This window comes from Gordonia hankookensis (assembly GCF_014673215.1).
Classification (GTDB): domain Bacteria; phylum Actinomycetota; class Actinomycetes; order Mycobacteriales; family Mycobacteriaceae; genus Gordonia; species Gordonia hankookensis.
Genome location: NZ_JACWMS010000003.1, coordinates 657,616 through 680,308 on the forward strand (window position 1 = coordinate 657,616; position 22,693 = coordinate 680,308).

The window sequence follows — 22,693 nt, forward strand, 5'->3', positions numbered from 1 at the left end:
CGTCATTCTCCCAGACCGATGTCGACCGGGCCTCGGGTCGAACACCCGGGCCCGGTCGACCGCGAACGCGTTACGCCTGCGCCGGCAGCACGTGCTCACCGGTCTTGTCGCACGACAACGCCAGCGAACTGATGTACTGCTTCTCCCCGTTCGGTCCCGGGACCGCGGAAGCGATCATGTCCGGGCGCTCGAACTCGATCCCGGTGACGCAACACATCAGCTTCTCGTCGGTCGGGTTGCCGTGCTCGTCGTACATCGGGATGTCGATGCCGTCATCGGTACGACGCAGGTAGTACTTGCCCTTGGTGGACAGCGCGATGATCGGCGGCAGTATCAGGGCCAGTACCAACGCGACGAGCGGCGAGTACGGCTGGATGGCGTCGCCGAAGACGTGGAAGTACACCAGGATCGATGCACCCGCCGAGACGATCAGCGACACGAAGCCGACCGGGTTGACGTTGTAGATCATGCCGCGCCGGAACTCCGGCTGCTTCGGCGAGATCTTCAGCAGGTACTTGTTGATCGCGATGTCCGATGCCACCGCGACGACCCAGGCGATACCGCAGTTGGCGTAGAAGTTCAGCAGGTTGTTGAGGAAGCTGAACATGTCTGCCTCCATCAGCACGATGGCGATCGCGACGTTGAAGAACAGGAACACGAGTCGTCCCGGATAGGTCTTCGTGACGCGGGTGAAGCTGTTCGTCCATGCCAGCGACCCGGAGTACGCGTTGGTCACGTTGATCTTGACCTGGCTGATGACCACCAGGATCACCGCCAGCGTCAGGGCGAGCCAGTGCGGCAGGAAGTCCTGGTAGATCTCGACGAACTGATGCACGGGCTGGTTCGCGATGCCGGCGTTGTCGACCGAGATGCCGATCAGGTAGACCGCGAGGAACAGGCCGACGATCTGCTTGATGGCGCCGAAGAAGACCCAGCCCGGCCCGGCTGTGATGGTGGCGATCCACCACTTGCGCGAGTTCTCCGGGGTGCGGGGCGGCATGAACCGGAGATAGTCGATCTGCTCGGCGATCTGGGCGATCAGCGAGAGACAGACACCGGCGGCGAGCATCGTCCCGGCGAAGCTCACCCCCTTGCCGAGGGGCTGGCCGTCGGAGTCGACGCCGCTGAAGGCGAAGAAGTCACCGATGGCATCCGGATGCTTGATCACGAGGTACAGGAACGGCAACACCATCATGATCAGCCACAGCGGGGTCGTCCACACCTGCAGCTTCGCAAGCGTGTTCATCCCGTAGATCACGAGCGGGATGATCAACACCGACGACAGGAGGTAGCCGATCCACAGCGGTATGTGCAGACCCAGTTCGAGGCCCTGCGCCATGATCGACCCTTCAAGGGCGAAGAAGATGAACGTGAACGACGCGAAGATCACGTTCGTCAGGACCGACCCGTAGTATCCGAATCCGCTTCCGCGCGTGATCAGATCGAGGTCGATGTTGTAGCGAGCCGCATAGTAGGCCAGCGGACACCCGGTCAGGACGATCACGATTGCAAAGAATCCGATGCCCAGCAACGCGTTTCCGGTGCCGTTGGCGATGCCGACGTTCGCGCCGATGGCGAAGTCGGCCAGGTAGGCGATGCCACCCAGTGCCGAGATGGCCACCACACCCGGACCCCACTTGCGATAACTGCGTGGCGCGAATCGGAGGGTGTAATCCTCGAGCGTCTCGCGCATGGCCGCAGCCTGCGGGCCGGTGGCGATGATTCCCCCCTCGGCCTTCTCCACATCACCGACGTGGTCGGCGAACTCCCCGACCCCGTCGTGGACCGACTCATTCGACATACCGCTCCCTCACCAGGTTTCGTGCGCACTCCGGACCGGAGGACATCTTCGGTGAAGGTAGAAACGGGCGATTTCGATCACTTGACCGGAATGTTTCGGGTACGAAAACTCCCACACCGGCCTGGCAAGGAGCCCGTTTTGCCGGATTTTCCTCAGCGTCCGCTGAAGTTCGGGGTACGCTTTTCCGCCCGCGCGGCACGACCTTCCGCGAGATCGTCGCTGCCCCAGGCGCGCATCATCGCCGCCGCCCGCTCGAACGGCGGTTCGTCGCGCGCACCGTCACCGTTGAGGACGAGCTTGTAGTGCTGGAGGGTGAGCGGCGCGAGGTCGGCGATGTCGGAGGCCCAGCGTCGGGCGTCGGTCAGATCGCCGATGCGGTTGGCGAAACCCAGTACATGGGCACGATCCGCGGACAGCGGATCGCATCCGATGAGCATGCCGGCCGCCTGACCGGTCCCGACGATCGACGACAACCGCTTGATCGTCCATTCATCCACCGCCACACCGATCTTCGCGGCCGGAATGCCCGCCATCGCATCAGGAGCCATCACGCGTAGGTCCGCAGCCATCGCGAGCTGCAGACCCGCGCCGAGCGCCGAGCCGTTCAGCGCGGCGATCACCGGGACGGGCGTCGCCTCGATCTGTTGCAGGGTCGTCACGAGCTTGTCCAGGAACGCCGGGTCGTACACCGGACCGGAGAGATCGGCGCCTGCGCAGAAGACCGGCCCCCTCCCGGTGAGCACGATCGCCCGCGCACCTCCGTCCACCGCATCGACGAATGCCCGAGCGAGCTCAGAGACCATGGCCTCGTCGAGGGCGTTGCGCTTGTCGGGGCGGTCGAGCTCGATGCTGACCACTGCACCTTCTGCAGACGAGTGAATCATGTGCCGAAGCCTACCGAGGTGACAGACTGCGCAGTGTGGGCACTCCCGACAACGACCGCGACATCCGAGACGACTGTGACGTAGTGGTGATCGGCGGCGGGCAGGCCGGGTTGTCGGCGGCCTACTTCCTGCAGCGGTTCTCCCTCGGCGATCGCTATCAGCTCCTCGACCACGCCCGGGGTCCCGGCGGTGCATGGCAGTTCCGCTGGCCGACGCTGACACTCGCGGCTGCCAATCGCGTCCACGACCTGCCCGGATACGGACTCGTCGAGGCACTCGGACGTGACTGCGAGACGTTTCCCGCCGCGACCGCCGTCCCGGAGTATTTCGGCAAGTACGAGCAGAGGTTCGGCCTTCGGGTGTATCGGCCCGTCGATGTCCGCGCGGTCGAGCACCTCTACACCGAGTCAGGGGACGGCGGCTTTGTCGTGTCCCTGGGCGACCGCAGGACCATCACGACCCGGACGATCATCAACGCGACGGGCACCTGGGAACGCCCGTTCATCCCGCACGTCCCCGGGATCGGCGACTTCCGCGGCCGCCAACTGCACACGCATGACTACGTCGGACCCGAGGAGTTCGCGGGCAAACGGGTACTCGTGGTCGGGGCCGGTATCTCGGCGATCCAGTTGCTCATCGAGATCTCCCGCAGGGCGCCCGGGGTGCAGACGTTCTGGTGCTCCCGGACCGAGCCGACGTTCGACCCGACGCCGTTCGATCCGGACAAGGGCCGACGGGCGGTCGCCCGCGTCGAAGAACGTGTCCGGGCCGGGCTGCCGCCGACGTCGGTCGTCTCGGTGACCGGGCTGGCCCTCACACCGGCGATCCGGGCCGCGCAGGATGACGGCATCCTCACCTGGCGCCCGATGTTCACCCGGATAACGGAGACCGGCGTGTGCTGGGACTGCGAGGTGGACGCCACGAGCGGCGAGGACACGCTGGACGTCGACGTCATCTTCTGGAACACCGGATTCCGCAGCGCGCTCGACCATCTGGCCCCGCTACACCTGCGCGGGCCGGGCGGCGGGATCACGATGACCGGCCGGTTGGCCACCACCGTCGCAGCGGAACCACGGATCCAACTCCTCGGCTATGGGCCGTCGGCGTCCACGATCGGAGCCAACCGGGCGGGCCGCGCGGCAGCGCGCAACGTCGCGGAGTTGCTCGGCGTTCGTGGCACCGCTTGACATTTTGTTGTGTTTTCCAAACAATCGGATAGGTGAGTCCTGTCCGACGGGGTGAGAAGCTCCCGATCTTCAACCGCATCGGCGTCCTACGCGCCGAGCGAAAGATGTCGCGAGCACACCTTGCCGAACTGGTGGGCGTCAACGTCCAGTCCGTTGGCGCCCTCGAACGTGGCGACAACTACCCCAGCCTCGACCTCGCGTTCCGCATCTGCGCGGTCTTCGACCTGCCGGTCGAGGCCGTCTTCAGCCGCCGCGAGTTCGGGGCCATGTCGGCCGAGTTGTACCCACGGGTCGCCGACCACACACAACCCGATCGCGGAGGAGCACGATGAGGGACCCCAATTCGGCCATCCCGGAGGACGCGACCCCCGCCCTGTGGCGGCGCTACGACGAGTGGCGGGCCGGGCGCCATCTCCGTTTCAACGAGAAACATGCGGGCGCGCTGAACTCGTGGCGCACTCGTCGCGGCGCCCGGCAACTGGTCCTGCTCCAGGTGTCCGCCCTCGTGGTAGCCCTCGTCGGCGCCGTCACGTCGTTCGCGGCGATGTGGTTCGTGATCCCGTTCGTGGTCGGGGTGATCGGCTCGCTCCTCGTGCAATATGCCCTGCGCATCGTCACCGGGTCGATCGCCGGCACCCCGGTACCCGCGCTCGACGAGATCCAGCTCGCCCAACGGAATTCGGCGAGGTCCGTCGGGTTCTTCGTCCTCTACACGCTCATGTTCATCCCGTACGCGATCCTCATCGTCCTTGGCACACACGACAGCGTGAACGGCCAATCGGTGTACGGGACCGGCATTCTGCTCATCACCCTCGTGGCGATCGCAGTGGCGCTCCCGACGATGCTCACGGCGTGGTGGATGAACGATCCCGACCCCGAAGACCTCGTGACCAGTGAGACAGAACGGAGCCACAGATGAACGGGGCGTTGATCATCGACGGACTGCACAAGCGATATGGCGAATTGATCGCTCTGCAGGACATGACCTTTCAGGTCTCACCCGGGGAGATATTCGGCTTCGTCGGGAGCAACGGCGCGGGCAAGTCCACCACGATGCGGATCATCCTCGGCGTCCTCGCCGCGGATGCCGGCAGCGTCCGCCTCGGTGATCATCCGATCGACCTGCAGACGCGTCGACGCATCGGGTACATGCCCGAGGAGCGCGGACTCTATCCCAAGATGAAGGTCGGCGAACAGCTCGTGTTCCTCGCCCGACTTCACGGGATGTCGTCCGCCGCAGCCCGTGAGAGCGTTTCACGGTGGACCAACCGGCTCGGGGTCGAGCAACGGGTGAACGACGATGTCGGCGATCTGAGTCTGGGCAATCAGCAGCGCGTGCAGCTCGCGGCGGCCCTCATCCACGATCCCCGCGTCCTGGTGCTCGACGAACCGTTCTCCGGACTCGACCCGGTGGCGGTCGACGTCATGAGTGATGTACTCAAAGAGAAAGCGGCCGAGGGTATCCCGGTGATCTTCTCCTCCCATCAGCTCGATCTCGTCCAGCGCCTGTGCGATCGGGTCGGCATCGTGGCGCGCGGCCAGATGCGTGCGCTGGGACGGGTCGACGATCTCCGCGCACGCGACGGGGTGATGCTGGAGATCGCCGGCCCCTCGACCCGGACCCGGTGGGCCGACGGCATCGCTGGCGTCGTGCAGGCCGACTACGACACCGAGGCCGATCTGACGACGTTACGACTCGACCCGGCTGTCGCAGACGACCAGGCGATCCTCACAGCGGCCCTGCGCGTGGGCCCGGTCCACCGTTTCGCGACCACGACCCCGTCACTGACCGAACTGTTCCGAGAGGTGGTCGCCGCATGAACTCCCCCATGTCACCAGGTGGAGCCGGTGCCGTGCAGTCGATCTGGCTGGTCGCCGAACGGGAGATCGCCACCCGTGCGAAAACCCGGTCGTTCCTGATCAGCACCGGGCTCTTGATGGTCGTGATCATCGTCGGCGCCGTCGTCTGGTCGGCGCTCAGCGGCGGTGACGACGCAGATCGCGTCGGCGTGGTCGGCCAGAACGCCGCACTCACCCAGACCATCGAGGAGTTCGGCTCGGCGACCGGCACTTCGGTCGACGTGGTCTCGGTCGCCTCGGCGGCGGAGGCCCGCTCGCGGGTCGCCGACGGCGACCTCACCGCCGCTCTCGTACCCGGTATCGCACCGAACTCGTATGTCGCGGTCTCCGAGAGCGGTCTCAGTCCGACCCTCGACGGTGTCCTGCGGTCGTCGGTGGAGCAGGTCGGCCTGACCAGTTCGCTCGCCGCACGGGGCGTCGACGCCGCTTCCCTCCCCCGCGCGACGATCACCGTCGAACAGACCACTCCCGACAAGCCCGACGAGGGGCAACGCATCGTGATCGCACTCGTCGGCACCATCCTGCTGATCACCGCCATCATGATGGGTGGCTCGATGGTCGCCGTCGGTGTCGTCGAGGAGAAGACGTCGCGAGTCGTCGAGTTGCTGCTCGCGACGATCAAGCCGTTGCATCTGCTGTGGGGCAAGATCATCGGCATCGGGGCCATCGCGATGGCACAGGTCCTGCTGCTCGGCGCCACTGCAGTGATCGCGGGTCGGGTGACCGGACTGCTGACGATCCCGGGGGCAGCGATCGGGATGTTCGCGGCCGTGATCGCCTGGTTCGTCCTGGGATTCCTGTTCTTCGCCACGCTCTACGCGGCGACGGGTGCGCTCGTGTCCCGTCAGGAGGAACTCAACGCCAGCTCTGCGCCGCTGACCATCCTGGCGATGGCGGTGATGTACTCCGGGATCTTCGGCATTCAGGCCCTCGACTCCACCGTGATCCAGGTGCTCACCTGGATACCACCGTTCAGCGCCGCGTTGATGCCGGTCCGGATCGCCACCGGCGACACCTCGACGGTCCAGATCGTCGTCACTTTTGCACTCATGGTGCTCGCCTGTGCCACGGCCACCTGGTTCGCATCCCGGATCTACCAGCGGTCGATCCTGCGGACCGGCACCCGCGTCAGGTGGTCCGAGGCCCTGTCCCTCGCGCGCTGACGTCGACGGGCACGACGTCGGCGATCTCATCGGCGAGCCCCCACCGCAGAGCGGTCTCCGCGCCGACGGCGACGCCGGTCACCGCGAGGTGAAAGGCCCGCCAGCGGCCGATCCGTCGGGGGATGCCGACGGTACCTCCGGCGCCCGGGATCAGACCCATGCTCACCTCGGGCAGGCGGATCGCAACTCCTGGATCGACCACCACCCGCCCGGCCAGGCCGGGCAGCTCGATTCCCGCACCGACACATGCGCCGTGCAGAAATGCCGTCGTCCGATCGGCGATCTCCGCAATGCGCACGCCTGCCCCGCCGGCTGTGCGAACGAAGTGGGCGAGCACCGGATCCGGCGTGGTCCCGAACTCGTCGAGATCGCCGCCGGCGCAGAAGACCGGACCAGCGCCACGCAAGTGGACCTCCGTGACCGTGTCGTCGAGCACCGCGACGTCGAGCGCCTCGACGAGCGCATCCCGCAGGGCCGCACCGAAGGCGTTGCGACGCTCCGGCCGGTTCAGGCCGATCGTCAGCCGTCCGGCATCACGGTCGACGGTCACCGGAGCAACCCGGGGCGCCGGAGGCAGCGGACGCGGACCGCGCCGGGTCAGCCACGCCGCGAACTCGTCTCCGCCGAGCAAGGTCGAGTACGCCCACGACTCGATGTCGAGCGCCTGCCTGACCGATACCTGGGTACCGGTCCGTAGCACCGCAGCCAAGGTCGTCGCGGCCTGCGGATTGTCGGCGACGTGGTCGGCGAGTCGGCGGGCGGCGACCTCGGGTTCGCCGGCCCCAATCACCGCTCGGTGCACGCCCTCGGCGTCGGGATCGGCATAGACCACATCGCATCGCTCGCCGAGCACCGCCCAGTCCACCGTCGGGAGCGGCCCGGTCGTGAATCCGATCCGGACGGGCTCGACGTGGCGGTCCGACGACCAGGCAAGACCGGCCCAGGCCGCATCGTCGGAGATGTCGGCGACAAACGGGTCGGGGGTCGAGATCACGTTGTCAGCCTAGTGCGGCGCCGGACCGGCGCTCGATCGACATCAGATCTGCCGAAACCGCCGAAGGGCCTCTTCTCGCTCCGCCTTGTGGTCGACGATGGGTGCCGGGTAGTCGTCGTCGACCTCCGGTACCCACCGCCGGACGTACTCGCCATCGGGATCGAACCGATGTTGCTGGGTCTCCGGGTTGAACACCCGAAAGTACGGCGCCGCATCGGTTCCGGTGCCCGCCGCCCACTGCCAGCCATGCTGGTTGGAGGCCATGTCTCCGTCGACGAGCTGGTCGAGGAACCATTGCGCACCCCACCACCACGGCAGGTGTAGATCCTTGACCAGGAACGATGCCGCGATCATCCGGACGCGGTTGTGCATGAAACCGGTCTGGGCGAGCTGACGCATGCCGGCGTCGACAATCGGGAATCCGGTCCGGCCCTGCTTCCACGCGTCGAAGCGCCGATACGCGTCCTGGTCGGTGTCGAGTCGGATGTCGTCGAACTGACGATTCCAGTTGTGCCACAAGCTGTCCGGCCAGTGGTAGAGCACCGAGGCGTAGAAGTCCCGGAAACCGAGTTCCCGGAGGTAGGCCTGAGCGCCCTTCGACCGGCCCAGGTCGGCGGCCATCGTCCGCGGATGGATGTTGCCGAACTTCAGATAGACAGACATCCGGCTGCTGACATCGAGATCGGGTCGGTCGCGGCCTGATTCGTACTCATCGAGGTCGGCGTCGACGAACTCCGACCAGCGCGCCAGCGCAGCGTCCTCGCCGGCGGGGAGTTCGAGTCTCGTCGGGGCGGCCGGCACCCGGATACGTCCGGAACGACGAATGTCGCTGGGGTCCAACAGGTCCGAAGCGCCCACGGTGGACGATGCGGGATGCCGCCAACCGTGGTGGCGCCATTGCCGGAAGAATGGGGTGAACACCTTGTACGGATCACCGTCCGGTTTGGTGACCCGACCGGGTGACACGAGATATGGCGAACCGGTGGCCTCGAGGGGAACCTCCCCGAGCGCCTCCGCGACGGCTGCATCGCGGCGTCGCCCGAACGGCGAGAAGTCGTCGCTCACATGGACGGACGCGGCGTCGACCGCGGCCACCAGCCGCGGGATCTCCTCCTCCGGTCTGCCACGCACCACCAGCAGGCGGCCGGAGAGCTTGTCGTCGAGTTCGCGGAGTGAGTCGTACAGGAAACTGAGACGTCGTGGCCCCGAGGACTTCTCAAGCCTCGGGTCCACGACGAAACAGGTCAGGATCTGGTCGCCGCCGTCATGGGCGGCGATGAGCGGCGGAAGGTCACTCAGACGCAGATCGCGTCTGAGCCATAGCACCGACGGTGCCGACGGCACCAACCCGCCCGCTCGCTCGTCTGCCGGAGCGGCTATCCCACGCCCAGCAGATCGATGACGAACACCAGCGTCTTGCCCGAGAGTCGATGGCCGGCCCCGGCGGGACCGTATGCGAGCTGCGGCGGCACGGTCAGTTGTCGACGGCCCCCGACCTTCATGCCGGGGATACCCTCCTGCCATCCCGGGATGAGCCGGTCGAGCGGAAAGTTCGCCGATTGGCCGCGGTCCCAGGAGGAGTCGAACTCTTCGCCGGTGTCGTATTCGACGCCGACGTAGTGCACATCGACCACGCCACCACTCTGCGCCTCGGCGCCTTCACCGACGATGAGGTCCTTGACCTGCAGTTCGGCGGGAGCTGGGCCTTCCGGGAATTCGACTACGGGCTTCTCTGTGCTGGTCAACGGGACTCTCCTTTGAGTCGTCGGATCAGGTTTCTGGTCAGATCGGCGCACGTGGCGCCGATCTCAGGCCTTCCGGCGCGTCAGCGCTGACCCATGTTCACATAGTCGCGTTCGGTGTAGCCCGTGTACAGCTGACGCGGGCGGCCGATCTTGCCCGACGGATCCGCATGCATCTCACGCCAGTGCGCGATCCATCCGGGCAGGCGGCCGAGTGCGAACAGCACGGTGAACATCCGGGTCGGAAAGCCCATTGCACGGTAGATGACGCCCGTGTAGAAGTCGACATTCGGGTACAGCTTGCGCTCGATGAAGTAGTCGTCGTTCAACGCGACATCCTCGAGACCCTTCGCGATGTCGAGCAGATCGTCTTGCACGCCAAGCGATTCCAGGATCTCGTCGGCGGTCTGCTTGACGATCGCGGCGCGCGGGTCGTAATTCTTGTAGACGCGGTGCCCGAAGCCCATGAGCTTCACACCGTCTTCTTTGTTCTTCACCTTGTTCATGAAGGCCTGGGTGTCCCCGCCGGACTGCTTGATGTCCTCGAGCATCTCGAGCACCGCCTGGTTGGCACCGCCGTGCAGCGGGCCCCACAGCGCGTTGATGCCACCGGAGATCGACGTGAACAGGTTGGCCTGCGACGATCCCACGAGACGCACCGTCGAGGTCGAACAGTTCTGCTCGTGATCAGCATGCAGGATGAACAGCATGTCGAGGGCCTTGGCGACCTTCGGGTCGACTTCGTAGGGCTCGGCCGGGAAGCCGAACGTCATGCGCAGGAAGTTCTCGACGAGACTCAGCGAGTTGTCCGGATAGAGGAACGGCTGACCGGCCGACTTCTTGTACGCGTAGGCGGCGATCGTCGGCAGCTTCGCCAAGAGCCGGATCGTGGACAGCTCGACCTGCTCGGGATCCTTGGGATCGAGCGAGTCCTGGTAGTAGGCGGAGAGTGCGTTCACCGCACTCGACAGCACCGGCATCGGATGCGCGTTGCGCGGGAAGCCGTCGAAGAAGCGCTTCAGATCCTCGTGCAGCAGGGTGTGCCTGCGGATCTTGTCGGTGAAGTCCTCGAGCTGCGCGGGCGTCGGGAGTTCACCGTAGATGAGGAGGTAGCTGACCTCGATGAAGGTCGACTTCTCGGCCAGCTGGTCGATCGGGATGCCGCGATACCGCAGGATGCCCGCTTCGCCGTCGATGTAGGTGATCGCCGACTTGGTGGATGCGGTGTTGACGAAGCCGCCGTCGAAGGTGGTCAGGCCGGTCTCGGCGAGGAATTTGCCCAGCCCGACCGAGTCAGAACCCTCGGTGGCCTTCAGGATCGGAAGCTCCAGCTGACCACCGGGGTAGGTGAACGTCGCTGTTTCTTCAGCTGCGCCTCCGGCGCGGGCCGCATCCGACGCCTTGTCAGCTGGGACTGTTTCAGCGGACACACGAACCCCTTTACTCAGGTGAGAGTCTTGTACTACGCACATCCGGGTAAGGATGCTGCTGGTTATCAACGTAGTCGCTTCGCAGCTCGCCCGCCCACGGAGGGTCCGCGCCCGGCCGCGAAACGGTGATGGCAGCCACCTGACCTGCGTACTCCGCGGTCGCCAGCCACTGTTCGGCGCTCAGTTCCGCCACGGCGCGCGGGGAGAGCGCACCGAGGTTCTCCAGGTGGCGCAGCACCCCGCCGACGACACTGTCCCCCGCTCCGATCGTGTCGCTGACCTGCACCTTCGGGGCGGGCGATGTGACCGCCGCCGCAGCGGTGGTCACGGTGATCCCGGCCGGTCCGGCGGTCGTGATGACTGCAGTGACGCCGGCGGCGAGCCAGTCGGACGGCCCGGTACCCGAGGGGCCTGCAGAGAGCCAGTCGGCATCCTCGTCGGAGAGCTTGACGATGTCCACCGCGTCCATCCAGGACGCGAACCGACGGCGGTAGGCGTCGTGGTCGGCGATCACCGCCGGCCGGATGTTGGGGTCGATCACCACCAGCCGTCCCTCGTCGTGGCAGCGACGGAGGAGCGACTCGTACACCGACGCACCGGGTTCCAGAACCAGGGACAGTGTTCCGAAGCACACCGCGGAGACGGTCTGCGGGAAGGCTCCGGGATCCCGGACCAGACGGTCGGCCGTGCCCTCGACGTAGAACGAATAGTGCGCAGCGCCGTCGGTACCGATCGTCGCGAGCGCCAGCGAGGTCGGCTCGTCACGCCGTTGCAGGTGGCCGGTTCCGACACCGCTGGCCTGCAGGGCCGCGACGATCGCGTCGCCGTAGGTGTCGGTGGAGACCGCCGTGCACAACGAGACGGCACTGCCCAGCCGGCCGAGCGTCACGGCCACGTTGAACGGTCCGCCACCGAGCGCCGGCTGCAACGCGGCCAGTCGGCCGGCACTGACCGGCGCGCGGGCCGCGACGACGTCGACGAGGGCTTCGCCGCAGATCACGATCTCACGCATCAGGACACCTCCGGAGTTGCCGACAATCCTGCCATCGACGGCCGACTGCACCGGCACTTTCCGTCGACGCAACGGTAGGTTGTGCACATGCGAGAGTTACCCGCCGGGCCCGACGCGGTGCTGCTCGACTTCGCCACCGACAGAGCGCCGCTGCGCTCTGTCGCCTCTGCGTCGGCGGCACTGCGGCGTGCGGTACAGGCCGGAAACCTCAACGCCACCGAGCTGATCCCCACCGCGCAGACGTTGCTGGTGCAGGCCGATCGCGGCCGCGGGGTCGACGTGCTGGGTATCCATCGCGCACTGCGTGCCGCCGCGACCGGCGACGACACCGACGACGCGACCACGTCCGAGATCCGTATCCCGGTCACCTACGACGGACCGGATCTCGCCGACGTCGCCGGGCTGCTCGATCTCGGGACCGACGAGGTCGCCGCGATCCATCGGGACACCACCTGGCAGGTCCAGTTCATGGGATTTGCCCCCGGATTCGGTTATCTTGTCCCACAACAGAACTCGCCTCACCCCTTTCGCGACATCGGCCGCCGCAGCGAGTCTCGGACCAGGGTTCCGGCGGGTGCCGTCGCCATCGCGGCCGGCTACAGTGCCGTCTACCCGCGGGCCAGCCCCGGCGGGTGGCACCTGATCGGACACACCGATCGGTCGATGTGGGACGAAGACAACACTCCGCCGGCAGTTCTCGAACCCGGATCACTCGTCCACTTCGTCGACGCAGGCGATGGATCGCGAGGACCCCGGCCGTGAGAACAGTCACCGTGGTGGACCCGGGCCCGTTGTCGACCCTGCAGGATCTGGGGCGATCCGGGTATGCGCATCTCGGCGTGCCGGGCTCGGGCGGCGCGGATCGATCATCGCTGACGCTGGCGAACCGACTCGTCGGCAATCCCGAATCCACGGCGGTCATCGAGACCACCTTGGGCGGGTTGCGGATTCGCGCGCACGGGACCCTGGTGATCGCCGTGACCGGTGCGCGTGCGGAGGTCCGCGTCGACGGATCTCCGGTCGGCAATGCCGCGGCGGTACCCCTACCCGACGGGGCCGAGCTCACCATCGACACACCCGCGTGGGGCTGCCGTAACTATGTCGCCGTCCGCGGCGGTTTCGACGTGCCTGCGGTACTGGGTTCCCGTTCCACCGACACCCTCTCCGGGCTCGGGCCCGAACCGCTCGCTGCCGACGTCGAACTGCCGGTGGGACGCGCCACCGCTCCGTGGCCCGCGATCTCCGCCGCGCCGGTCGACAACGGCGAGCCCGGAGTGGTCTCGCTCGAGACCTCCGACGGTCCGCGTCGCGAACATGTCGAGAACGCCGGGAACCTCGCGCACGGGATCTGGGCGGTCAGCCCGGACAGCAACCGCGTCGGAGTGCGACTGGACCGACCGGCCGATTCCGACGACCCGCTCGTCGTCCATCGCGCCGATGCACCCGAACTCGCCTCCGAAGGCGTGCCGCACGGTGGCGTCCAGGTCCCACCGAGCGGACGACCGGTGATCTTTCTCGCCGATCACCCGGTGACGGGTGGCTATCCGGTCATCGCGGTGCTCACCCCGAGCGCAGTCGACCAGGCCGCCCAACTGGTCGCCGGACAACGGATCCGGTTCCATCGTCGTTGACACCCCGGCTGAGACGATCCTAGACTTTCGTCTCATGACCGAGGTGCTGACGAAATCTGCGGACGCCACGACCGACGGAACCCACGGTGACCCGACACCGCGGCCCGAGGATTACGCACCCCTCGGACCGGATTCGCTCACGTGGCAGATCTGGGGCACCTGGACCGGCATGTTCCAGGGCCTGTGGGCAGGCTCGATGCAGAACATGCATCCGAAGCTGGGCGCGGCGGTCTGGGAGCATTCCGATTTCTTCGGCGAACGATGGCAGCGACTGATGCGCTCGCTCTACCCCATCAGCGGCGTGGTCTTCGACGGCGGCACCGCGACCGGCCGCGAAGTGCGCGACTATCACCGGGACATCAAGGGCCAGATGGATGACGGCACGCGCTACCACGCGCTGGACCCCGATGTCTTCTACTGGGCGCACGCCACGTTCTGGTACGGCAATGTGCGACTCTGCGAACGCTTCGGCCCGTGGCTGACCGAGGATCAGAAGCGTCAGCTCTTCGAGGAGTCCAAGGCCTGGTATGCGATGTACGGCGTCTCGATGCGACCGGTTCCCGCTACCTACGAGGACTTCCTCGAATACTGGGACCACATGTGCCGCAATGTTCTTCGCGATCATCCAGCTGTACGGACGGTTCTCGACATCGGACAACTGCCGCCGCCACCCTTCCTGCGGTTCATCCCGGAGTCGGTGTGGTTCCGCTACATGGCCGAGACCAATCAGCGCTTCTTCACCTGGCTCACCACCGGTTTCTACGACGAGCCGATCCGCGAGATGATGGGGCTGCCGTGGACCGAGCGTGACGAGCGGCGCTTCCGGCTGCTCGGTCGGACGATCAACCTCGTGATGCACCGCATGCTCCCGAAACGCTTTCTGCGCCATCCACGTCCGCGCGACGCATGGGATCGGGTCGATGGGCGGGTGGCCCCCGACGCACCCCTCGTGGAAACGCCTTCTCGGAATCTCCCACCGGAAGCCGAACGCGACAATCCGATGCACTACTGCCCGGTGCATGCCGCACGGCGGGCCACCTATCCGGGCCGCGTCAGCGAGGTCTGACACCCTCTCCCGACCCGATGCCCTATTGCTGCCCCAACCCCCGGCGCATCGCCTGCCGCACCCGCTGCGCTTCCCGACGGGCATACGGATTCGATTGTCCGGCACGTGAGCCGGCCAGTTTGGCGCCGATGTGTTCACCCACCGTGATCGGCGAGTAGCGACTCCCGGCGCCGACGCAGGACGGCAGCGTGGAGATGGTGGCATCGATGTTGCCGTCGTGGAAGAACGCGGCTGATCGTCTGCGCTCGACGGTCCCGTCCACCACGGGCGGCTTGACGCGGTGCAGGGTGGACATCCATCGCTCGTTCGTCCAGCGCGCCATCAGGTCACCGAGGTTGATCAGCAGTGCCCCGTCGGCGGGTTCGACATCGTGCCAGACCCCGGCGCGATCGAGCACCTGCAGGCCCTTGACCTGATCGGCCCACAGCACCGTGACGATGCCGTAGTCCGTGTGCTCCCCCATCCCGGTCAGCTCGCCGTCGAGCTCCACTTCGCCGGGCGGCAGGGCATAGTTGTTCATCCGCAGGACGTCGAGTGAGTGGTCGGTGTAGCTGTCGAAGAAGTCCGGCGGCAGGTCGAGCGCGTCGGCGAAGATCCTGGTCAGCGTGTGCGCCACCCGTGCGGCCTCGGCGAAGTACGCCGACACCGCAGCCTCGAAATGATCGACGGCAGGCCAGGTGTTGCCGGCGTACTGATCCTCCGGCAGTTCCAGATCCGGGTAGGTCGCCGCCTCCACCCCGACGTTGAACGCCTCGAAGAAGTCGTTCATCCGATCAGCCGGCTCGACCCCCAGGCTCAGCGACAGCGACTCCGACTTCGGTGGCGCATAGCCACGATTGATCTCCGGCGGGGTGCGGTAGGCCTTCTTCCGCTCCAGCGGCAACGCGAAGAAGTCGTCCATCACGGCCGTGAACTCGTCGATCACCACAGACGGGATCTGGTGCCCGACGATCTGGATGAACCCCACCGCACTGGCGGCGTGGTCGATCTGGTCGGCGACGACGGCACGATCGGCCGCACTTCCGTTGCCGGTGTACGGGGTGATGTCGATGATGGGGACCGCAAAGGTGCCCGCGGGGTTGTCGACTACCGCGCTCATGGCACCCATAGTGGCATCGAATCGCCGACCTCGCCGATCAGCGCATATGCGCCGACGCCGTGCGTGTCGGGCATGCCAACTGAGCATTCCCGGAATCCGCCCCATAAATGCGCCCGCCCAGCAAGGGGTTCACCGGCGTGTCGTCGATGGTGCACCTGCACATGGTGCAACTCTGGGGCGCTTTTCGGGCTCAGGCGTGCTGGCCGACCCGATACGCCACGAACGCCGGAATCGCCAGAGCGGCAACGATGGTCAGCGCGACGACCAGCAGACCGCCCGCTGTGGTGGTCACCGCGACCCCGATTGACGCAGCTGCGGCACCGTGCACGACGTCGGCGATCCGCGGGCCACCGGCGACCACCACGGTGAACACTCCCTGCAGTCGACCACGGACATCGTCGGTCGCCGCGGCCAGCAGGATCGACTGGCGGAAGGCCGCCGATGCCATGTCGGCTGCGCCACCGATCATGAGGAAGACCAGCGCCACGGGCAGCATCGGCAACGACGTGCCGCCGGCGAACCCCACCGCGACGCCGACACCCGCCATCGCCAGTCCCCACACGATGACGCACACGATGACCGCCAGGCCCTGCCGTTCGACGCGACTGACCCACCCGGAGAAGATGCCGCCGACGACGGCACCGGCCGAGATGGCGGTGAACAGGAGTGCGAAGGCGATGCCGCCGCCGGACGGCCCGCCGAAGTTCTCGTGCGCCATCTGAGGGAAGAGCGCACGGGGCATCCCGAATATCATCGCGATGAGGTCGACCAGGAACGACGCCATCAGGATCTTGTGGCCTGCCAGGTATTTGAGACCGTCGATGACCGACCGCAGACCCGGCGTCTTGGGTCGGTCGTCGCCCTCTGGCCGCAACGATGGCAGCAGGATCACCGCGAGGAGCGTCGGCACCAGGAAGACGGTGTCGACGAGGTAGAGCAGTGAATACCCGAGCCACGGGATCAAGGCACCACCGATGAGCGGACCCGCGATGGCGCCCGCCTGCATGACGGTCATGTTCAGCGACAACGCCGCGGGCAGTTCGCGATCCGGCAGCAGCCGCGGAAGCACCGCACTGCGGGTTGGCTGGTTGACGGCGAAGAATGCCTGCTGAACGGCGAAGAGCGCCAAGATGATCCAGACATTACGGACACCTGCCGCGGCCTGCGCCCAGAACAGTGCGCTGCACCCGATGAGCCCCAGTGTCGAGATGATCAGCAGGGTGCGGCGATCGAACACGTCCGCAAGCGCGCCGCCCCACAGGCCGAACACGACGAGCGGGACGAGTCCGAAGATGCCGGTCAGCCCGACATATGCAGAGCTACCGGTGATCTGATAGATCTGCGCGGGCACCGCGACCACGGTCAGCTGTGCACCGATGACGGTGACGATGTTCGCGAGCCACAGACGTCGGAAGTAGGTGTTGCGCAGCGGCGCGGTGTCGGCCAGGAGTCTGGCCATCAGGGCTGGAGTCTTTCCGCCCGCCAGCCGTCGTCGAGCAACGTCAGTCGCACGCGGTTGTGCAGCCGATTGGCACGTCCCTGCCAGAACTCGACGACCGTCGGGACCAGGCGGAAGCCACCCCAGTCCGACGGCACGGGGATCTCGGCCCCGTCGTCGAAGCCACCGAACTCCTCGGCGACCGCCGCGGCCTTGGCCTCGAGGTCGGTCCGGCTGCCGATCGGCCGGGACTGTTCGGAGGCGTACGCCGAGAGTTGCGAGCCACGCGGGCGGTTGAACCAGTGGGCGTGGGTCTCCTCCATGCCGACGTGATCGATGCGGCCACGGACATTGACCTGGCGCTCGAGTGCGATCCACGGGAAGGTCACCGAGGCATACGGATTGGCGGCCAGGTGACGCCCCTTGTCCGAGTCGTAGCCGGTGAAGAACACGATGCCTGCCGCATCGGCACCTTTGCAGAGCACCGTACGGGTCGCGGGATGACCGTCGGCGTCGACCGTGCCGAGCACCATGGCGTTGGGTTCGGGGATCCGGGCCTCGATCGCCTCACGCAGCCAGACGGTGAACAGGTCCACCCACGGTGGATCGCCTCGCAACCAACTCGGATCCAGGTTCTCGCGGATCCCGTCGGCACCTGCCGCCCGGTCACCCTCGCCGATGTTGGGCGGAATGCCACCGCCGTAGCCGACACGCATGTTCGGCAGGTCTATCGGTTCATCCGGCACCTGCGTGAGGCTACTCCCTGGACACGCCTGTTACTCCCCAGTACACCCCAGGGCGCGCGGCTGCCCTACAGTCCAAGTGGGTGCTCGGTCCGGTACGCCGGACATCACCGACAGCGCCGCCCACGATGACGTGTTTTCCAGATAGGTGGTCACCATGGCGAACAGTGTTCCCGACGATTTCGTCCCCGGACTGGAGGGCGTGGTCGCGTTCACCACCGACATCGCCGAACCCGACAAGGACGGCGGCAATCTCCGCTATCGCGGGGTCGACATCGAAGACCTGGTCGAGAACCACGTCACCTTCGCCGATGTATGGGCGCTCCTGGTGGACGGCCGCTTCGGCGACGGCCTCCCCCCGGCCGAGCCGTTCCCGCTGCCGATCCACACCGGCGATGTCCGCGTCGACGTCCAGGCCGCGCTGGCAATGCTCGCGCCGATCTGGGGATACCAGCCACTGCTCGACATCGACGACGCCACCGCGCGCGCCAATCTGGCGCGGGCGTCGGTCATGGCGCTCTCCTATGTCGCCCAGTCGGCTCGCGGCATCCATCAACCGGCCGTCCCCCAGCACGTCATCGACGACTGCGACACGGTCACCGCCCGCTTCATGACCCGCTGGAAGGGCGATCCGGATCCCCGCCACATCCGGGCCATCGATGCCTACTGGGTCAGTGCCGCCGAACACGGTCTCAACGCCTCGACGTTCACCGCCCGGGTGATCGCGTCCACCGGCGCCGACGTCGCGGCCTCGCTGTCGGGAGCGATCGGCGCGATGTCGGGCCCGCTCCACGGCGGGGCACCGGCCCGTGTCCTGCCGATGATCGAAGAGGTCGAGCGGACCGGCGACGCCCGCGGCCTGGTGCGGGGCGTACTCGACCGCAAGGAGAAGCTGATGGGCTTCGGTCACCGGGTCTATCGGGCCGAGGACCCCCGGGCGCGGGTACTGCGCCGCACCGCACAGGAGCTCGATGTGCCCCGCTACGAGATCGCGGCGGCCCTCGAACAGGCCGCCCTGACCGAATTGCGCGAACGCCGCCCCGATCGTGCCATCGAGACCAACGTGGAGTTCTGGGCCGCGGTGATCCTCGACTTCGCCGAGGTGCCGACCCACATGATGCCTGCGATGTTCACCTGCGGCCGCACCGCGGGCTGGTGTGCACACATCCTCGAGCAGAAGCGCCTGGGCAAACTCGTCCGACCGGCCGCGATCTACACCGGACCGGCGCCACGCCGCCCCGAAGACGTCGCCGGATGGGGCGAACTGGTCAAGCCCGGCCTCTGACGCCCTCTCCTCCTGCCCTGCCCCTCCTGCCCTGCCCCTCCTGCTGCGCCGTTCTGCTGCGCCGTTCTGCTGCGCCGTTCTGGCCGCACCTTCGGCGTCAGCCGATGTCGCGACGGTGGAAGGCCAGTTGCGCGGCGACGGCGAACAGCGCTGCGATGACGAGCAGCACCACGATCGGGAGCCAGTGCATCGGCTCCAGCGGCACCGCGGGCGCGTGGGAGAAGGGAGAGAGGTCGCGCGCCCACTGCGGCAGGCTGAACATCCCCGACAGCGGGCCGAGGAACAGGGCGGCGATCACCACCAGCCAGCCGATCGGGACCAGCATCGGGCGAATCGCGTAGAGGGCGACGGCGACACCGGTGACGAGCAGCGCAGCCGGGATCTGGACTCCGGCGGCCGCGAGGTTGTCGCCCACCGCGCTCCAACCCCCACCGGCCACGCCGTCACCCACCGTCATCCCGAGTGCGGCAGCGATGAGGATCACCACCACCCCGACGGCTGCGGTCGCCGCGTACACGGCCAGGTATCGCGAACGCGCCGTCGGTGTGACGAGCAGGACCTCGGTGCGCGACGACACCTCCTCTGATCGCATCCGGGTCACCAGGTTGACCGACCATGCACTCGCCGCCACGGCGAGAAACGTCATCATCGTCGAGCCGAACAACGTGCTCAGACTGCCCTGCAGACCGGACTGCTCCAGCACCCGACGCATCTGTTCGTTGTCGCCCGCCAACTCGTCCACCGACGGCTGGAGAAATCCGATGACCAACGCGTACAAGGTGATTGCCGATATCCACGACACGAGCAACGAGCCCGACAGCCGCATCGCGACGGCCCCGACCGACGACAACCTCGCCGATGACGCCGGCCCGGGACGTGGCTGGATCACACCCGCGTCCATGTCGCGGCCGAGGGCGAACCGGGCCGCGAGACCCACACCGAGCGCCGCGACGGCAAGCGATGCGACGGCAGGCCACGGGTTGTTCGCGCCGAACGGATCGATGAGTTCGGCCCACCCGACCGGCGTAATCCAGCGCAACCACGACCATGTGTGGTCGACGTCGGCGACGCCGCGCAGCACGTAGCCGGCAAGCACGATCGAACTCGCGGTCAGGTTGGCGATGTGCGACGTCTTCGCGATCTGGGCGGACACCAGGGCCACTCCGACGGCCGCCATCGCGGTCGTCGCGTACTGCCCGAACACCGCGATCACGTCGCCGACGCTCGCCCCGAGCGGGAACAGCATGATCGACATCCCCAGCGCGACCACCACACAGAAGACCGTCGCCACCACGGTCGCCGCCCACACGGAGGCCAATGGTCCGGTCGCGCCCGCGCGCAGCAGTTCCGCGCGCCCGAGTTCCTCCTCCTTCCGCGTCTGTCGGACCACCATCATCACGGCGCACACCGCGAGAGCGGCGATCATGAACAGCCCCGCCCGCCACACGGTCACCGCGGCAGCGGAGTCGATGTGGTCCAGTGGGCCGAGCAGGAATCGGAAGGCCGAGTTCGACCCGGCACCGACCTGCAGGGCGGCTCGCTTGTCCGGTGTCGGATACGAGCCGGCGATGGTGGCGGCGGTGGACAGGTTGATCAGCAGGAAGACGACCAGAGTGATCACGATGATCCACCGCTCGCGGCGCGACATCAGCCGGATGAGCCGGCCGGATTTCGCGAGCAGGGCGCGCCCGCCACCGATCGATGTCGATGCCGGGGCGATCGTCGCCATCACGCCGGCTCCTTGTCCCCGTACGCGTGCAGGAACAGCTCCTCGAGGCTCGGCGGTTCGACGGCCAGGGTTCGGACGTCGAGTCCGGCCAGGGCGGTCGTGACCGCGGCCAGACCACCGTCGGCGACCGTGAACGTCACACCGTCGCCGTCGGACTCGAAATCGTGCACGTCCGCTAGGGTCGCCAGGCCCGACACGTCACCCGCGACCGTCGCCGTCACGCGCGATCGACGAAGGTGCCGCAGCTCGGCGAGGGTGCCCGACTGGACAGTCTTCCCCCCACGGATGATCGTGACGGTCTCGCACAACTCCTCGACCTCGGCGAGAATGTGACTCGACATGAGTACCGCCGACCCGTTCCGGGCTCGTGCGGCGACACAGTCCGCGAACTCGCGCGTCATCAGTGGGTCGAGTCCGGAGGTCGGTTCGTCGAGGATCAACAACTCGGTGTCGGCGCACAACGCCGCGATCAGCGCGACCTTCTGCCGGTTGCCCTTCGAATAGGTCGACGCCTTCTTGGTGGGGTCGAGCTCGAATCGATCGATGAGTTCGGCCTTGCGCGTGGCAGATTCGCTCCGCAGGTCGCGGAGCGACAGCAGCAGGTCGATACATTCACCGCCCGAGAGTTGCGGCCACAGGCTCACGTCACCCGGGACGTAGGCCAGGCGCCGATGGATCGACACCGCGTCGGCGAGTGGATCGGCACCGAACACCCGCACCCGGCCACCGTCGTGCCGGTACATCCCCAGCACGACCCGGATCGTCGTCGACTTACCCGCGCCGTTGGGACCGAGGAAACCGGCCACCTCGCCGGCACGCACCTGTAGGTCGAGACCGTCGAGGGCCTGGAAGGAACCGAATCGCTTGCGCAGTCCGGTCACGTCGATCACCGGATCATGTTGTCGGGTCATCATGTTCCTCTCGGTATGCCAGGACTGCGTCGAGCAGGGAGTCGTCCGCCATGACGCCGTGAACGGCCATCTCGGTGGCGGGGACCACCACGCGATCGACGTAGGACCGCAGGATTGCGCCTGCGTCCGACCAGTCGTCCGGCGGATGCATCACCACATCCACCAGTAACGCGCCCATGGACTGGGCGACCATGTATCGGGCCCTTGCCTTCTCGTCGCGTGAGGGACGAATCGTGCCGGCCGCCACCCCGCCACGGAACGTCTCCTCGGCGTCGTCGGCGAGATGGTCGAGGAGTTGTCGCGCCATGTCGCCACCCGCCTGCAGACTGCGGATGAGGTAGACGATGCGGGGACCGTCCTCGTCCATCGAGTCCATCTTGGCCAGAATCCCGTCGAAAGCCGGTGCACCCGGACGTCTTTCGATGCTGGACTCGTTGACCTCACGGGTCCGCCGCAACACGTGTTCATCACACTCCGCCCGGAGCTTCTCCTTGCTGCCGAAGTGATGGATCACCAGAGCGGGGCTCACGTGCGCAGACTCGGCGATCGCCCGCACCGTCGCGGAGAACCCGTCACGGGCGAACACCTCGATGGCGGTGTCGCGCAGACGGGCCCGGGTGGTCCGGTCGCCGGCGTCCGTTGAACGCATGTTCAGTACATTAAACGCATGTTCAGCCGCGGTCAACGGTCCGCGCGGCAGACAACCGTCGCGGGTGCG

General features: G+C 67.0%; 22 protein-coding genes. 9 read left to right on the top strand and 13 right to left on the bottom strand.

Annotated features, from left to right (window positions below; all coding sequences use genetic code 11):
- Positions 1–70 precede the first annotated feature (70 nt).
- Both IDF66_RS17485 and IDF66_RS17490 read right to left on the bottom strand, forming a co-directional pair.
- Positions 71–1,801 (bottom strand): purine-cytosine permease family protein, encoded by a 1,731-nt coding sequence (locus IDF66_RS17485; protein WP_190267916.1) that lies wholly within the window; start codon positions 1,799–1,801, stop codon positions 71–73.
- Positions 1,802–1,953: 152 nt separating this feature from the next.
- The gene (locus IDF66_RS17490) at positions 1,954–2,685 is read right to left on the bottom strand and encodes an enoyl-CoA hydratase (protein ID WP_190267917.1); all 732 of its coding nucleotides are present in this window, start codon (positions 2,683–2,685) and stop codon (positions 1,954–1,956) included.
- 35 nt (positions 2,686–2,720) lie between these two features.
- On the opposite strand from IDF66_RS17490, the gene IDF66_RS17495 reads away from it, so the two are divergent.
- Genes IDF66_RS17495 through IDF66_RS17515 form a run of 5 tightly spaced genes read left to right on the top strand, consistent with a single transcriptional unit; the run spans position 2,721 to position 6,895 of the window.
- The gene (locus IDF66_RS17495) at positions 2,721–3,872 is read left to right on the top strand and encodes an FAD-dependent oxidoreductase (RefSeq protein ID WP_317628746.1); all 1,152 of its coding nucleotides are present in this window, start codon (positions 2,721–2,723) and stop codon (positions 3,870–3,872) included.
- A 32-nt stretch (positions 3,873–3,904) separates the two neighbouring features.
- A complete protein-coding gene (locus tag IDF66_RS17500; protein ID WP_164307116.1) occupies positions 3,905–4,204 on the top strand; it encodes a helix-turn-helix transcriptional regulator in 300 nt (99 codons plus the stop codon).
- Positions 4,201–4,791: a hypothetical protein gene (locus IDF66_RS17505; protein ID WP_190267918.1), complete on the top strand. Its 591-nt coding sequence runs from the start codon at positions 4,201–4,203 to the stop codon at positions 4,789–4,791. Before IDF66_RS17500 ends, IDF66_RS17505 begins: the two co-directional genes overlap by 4 nt.
- Positions 4,788–5,693 (top strand): ABC transporter ATP-binding protein, encoded by a 906-nt coding sequence (locus IDF66_RS17510; RefSeq protein ID WP_190267919.1) that lies wholly within the window; start codon positions 4,788–4,790, stop codon positions 5,691–5,693. Before IDF66_RS17505 ends, IDF66_RS17510 begins: the two co-directional genes overlap by 4 nt.
- On the top strand, positions 5,690–6,895 hold the full coding sequence (locus IDF66_RS17515) for an ABC transporter permease (RefSeq protein WP_190267920.1): 1,206 nt from the start codon (positions 5,690–5,692) through the stop codon (positions 6,893–6,895). The genes IDF66_RS17510 and IDF66_RS17515 overlap by 4 nt, the downstream gene beginning before the upstream one ends.
- On the opposite strand, the gene IDF66_RS17520 is transcribed toward IDF66_RS17515, so the two are convergent.
- The 5 genes from IDF66_RS17520 to IDF66_RS17540 form a co-directional block, all read right to left on the bottom strand.
- Positions 6,861–7,889 (bottom strand): enoyl-CoA hydratase/isomerase family protein, encoded by a 1,029-nt coding sequence (locus tag IDF66_RS17520; RefSeq protein WP_190267921.1) that lies wholly within the window; start codon positions 7,887–7,889, stop codon positions 6,861–6,863. The genes IDF66_RS17515 and IDF66_RS17520 overlap by 35 nt on opposite strands.
- Before the next feature lie 42 nt (positions 7,890–7,931).
- Entirely contained in the window at positions 7,932–9,233 is a 1,302-nt protein-coding gene (locus tag IDF66_RS17525) for a cryptochrome/photolyase family protein (RefSeq protein WP_317628747.1), read from the bottom strand.
- Positions 9,234–9,265: 32 nt separating this feature from the next.
- Positions 9,266–9,634, bottom strand: a complete 369-nt coding sequence (locus IDF66_RS17530) for an FKBP-type peptidyl-prolyl cis-trans isomerase (protein ID WP_161060126.1) — start codon at positions 9,632–9,634, stop codon at positions 9,266–9,268.
- 80 nt (positions 9,635–9,714) lie between these two features.
- A complete protein-coding gene (locus IDF66_RS17535) occupies positions 9,715–11,061 on the bottom strand; it encodes a citrate synthase (RefSeq protein ID WP_164307122.1) in 1,347 nt (448 codons plus the stop codon).
- Positions 11,062–11,071: 10 nt separating this feature from the next.
- Positions 11,072–12,073, bottom strand: a complete 1,002-nt coding sequence (locus tag IDF66_RS17540; protein ID WP_190267922.1) for a carbohydrate kinase family protein — start codon at positions 12,071–12,073, stop codon at positions 11,072–11,074.
- Positions 12,074–12,160: 87 nt separating this feature from the next.
- Between IDF66_RS17540 and IDF66_RS17545 the strand changes: the two genes are divergently transcribed.
- The 3 genes from IDF66_RS17545 to IDF66_RS17555 are packed head-to-tail and all read left to right on the top strand — an operon-like array spanning position 12,161 to position 14,770.
- Complete coding sequence (locus tag IDF66_RS17545) at positions 12,161–12,835, top strand: 5-oxoprolinase subunit B family protein (protein ID WP_190267923.1); 675 nt, start codon at positions 12,161–12,163, stop codon at positions 12,833–12,835.
- Entirely contained in the window at positions 12,832–13,704 is an 873-nt protein-coding gene (locus IDF66_RS17550; protein ID WP_190267924.1) for a 5-oxoprolinase subunit C family protein, read from the top strand. Before IDF66_RS17545 ends, IDF66_RS17550 begins: the two co-directional genes overlap by 4 nt.
- 34 nt (positions 13,705–13,738) lie before the next feature.
- A complete protein-coding gene (locus IDF66_RS17555) occupies positions 13,739–14,770 on the top strand; it encodes an oxygenase MpaB family protein (RefSeq protein ID WP_190267925.1) in 1,032 nt (343 codons plus the stop codon).
- Between the two features lie 22 nt (positions 14,771–14,792).
- Here IDF66_RS17555 and IDF66_RS17560 read toward each other — a convergent pair whose 3' ends face one another.
- From IDF66_RS17560 to pdxH, 3 genes are all read right to left on the bottom strand, one after another.
- Complete coding sequence (locus tag IDF66_RS17560) at positions 14,793–15,878, bottom strand: isopenicillin N synthase family dioxygenase (RefSeq protein ID WP_164307127.1); 1,086 nt, start codon at positions 15,876–15,878, stop codon at positions 14,793–14,795.
- Positions 15,879–16,059: 181 nt separating this feature from the next.
- A complete protein-coding gene (locus IDF66_RS17565; RefSeq protein WP_190267926.1) occupies positions 16,060–17,328 on the bottom strand; it encodes an MFS transporter in 1,269 nt (422 codons plus the stop codon).
- Entirely contained in the window at positions 17,328–18,023 is a 696-nt protein-coding gene (gene pdxH / locus IDF66_RS17570) for a pyridoxamine 5'-phosphate oxidase (protein WP_190268067.1), read from the bottom strand. The genes IDF66_RS17565 and pdxH overlap by 1 nt, the downstream gene beginning before the upstream one ends.
- Positions 18,024–18,207: 184 nt before the next feature.
- On the opposite strand from pdxH, the gene IDF66_RS17575 reads away from it, so the two are divergent.
- Positions 18,208–19,335 carry a citrate synthase 2 gene (locus IDF66_RS17575; RefSeq protein ID WP_164307129.1) on the top strand — a complete coding sequence of 376 codons (1,128 nt, stop codon included), beginning with the start codon at positions 18,208–18,210 and terminating at the stop codon, positions 19,333–19,335.
- Between the two features lie 97 nt (positions 19,336–19,432).
- Here IDF66_RS17575 and IDF66_RS17580 read toward each other — a convergent pair whose 3' ends face one another.
- Genes IDF66_RS17580 through IDF66_RS17590 form a run of 3 tightly spaced genes read right to left on the bottom strand, consistent with a single transcriptional unit; the run spans position 19,433 to position 22,624 of the window.
- Entirely contained in the window at positions 19,433–21,064 is a 1,632-nt protein-coding gene (locus IDF66_RS17580; protein WP_223309726.1) for an ABC transporter permease, read from the bottom strand.
- Entirely contained in the window at positions 21,064–21,975 is a 912-nt protein-coding gene (locus tag IDF66_RS17585; RefSeq protein ID WP_190267927.1) for an ABC transporter ATP-binding protein, read from the bottom strand. The genes IDF66_RS17580 and IDF66_RS17585 overlap by 1 nt, the downstream gene beginning before the upstream one ends.
- On the bottom strand, positions 21,959–22,624 hold the full coding sequence (locus IDF66_RS17590) for a TetR/AcrR family transcriptional regulator (protein ID WP_190267928.1): 666 nt from the start codon (positions 22,622–22,624) through the stop codon (positions 21,959–21,961). Before IDF66_RS17590 ends, IDF66_RS17585 begins: the two co-directional genes overlap by 17 nt.
- Between the last annotated feature and the right edge of the window lie 69 nt (positions 22,625–22,693).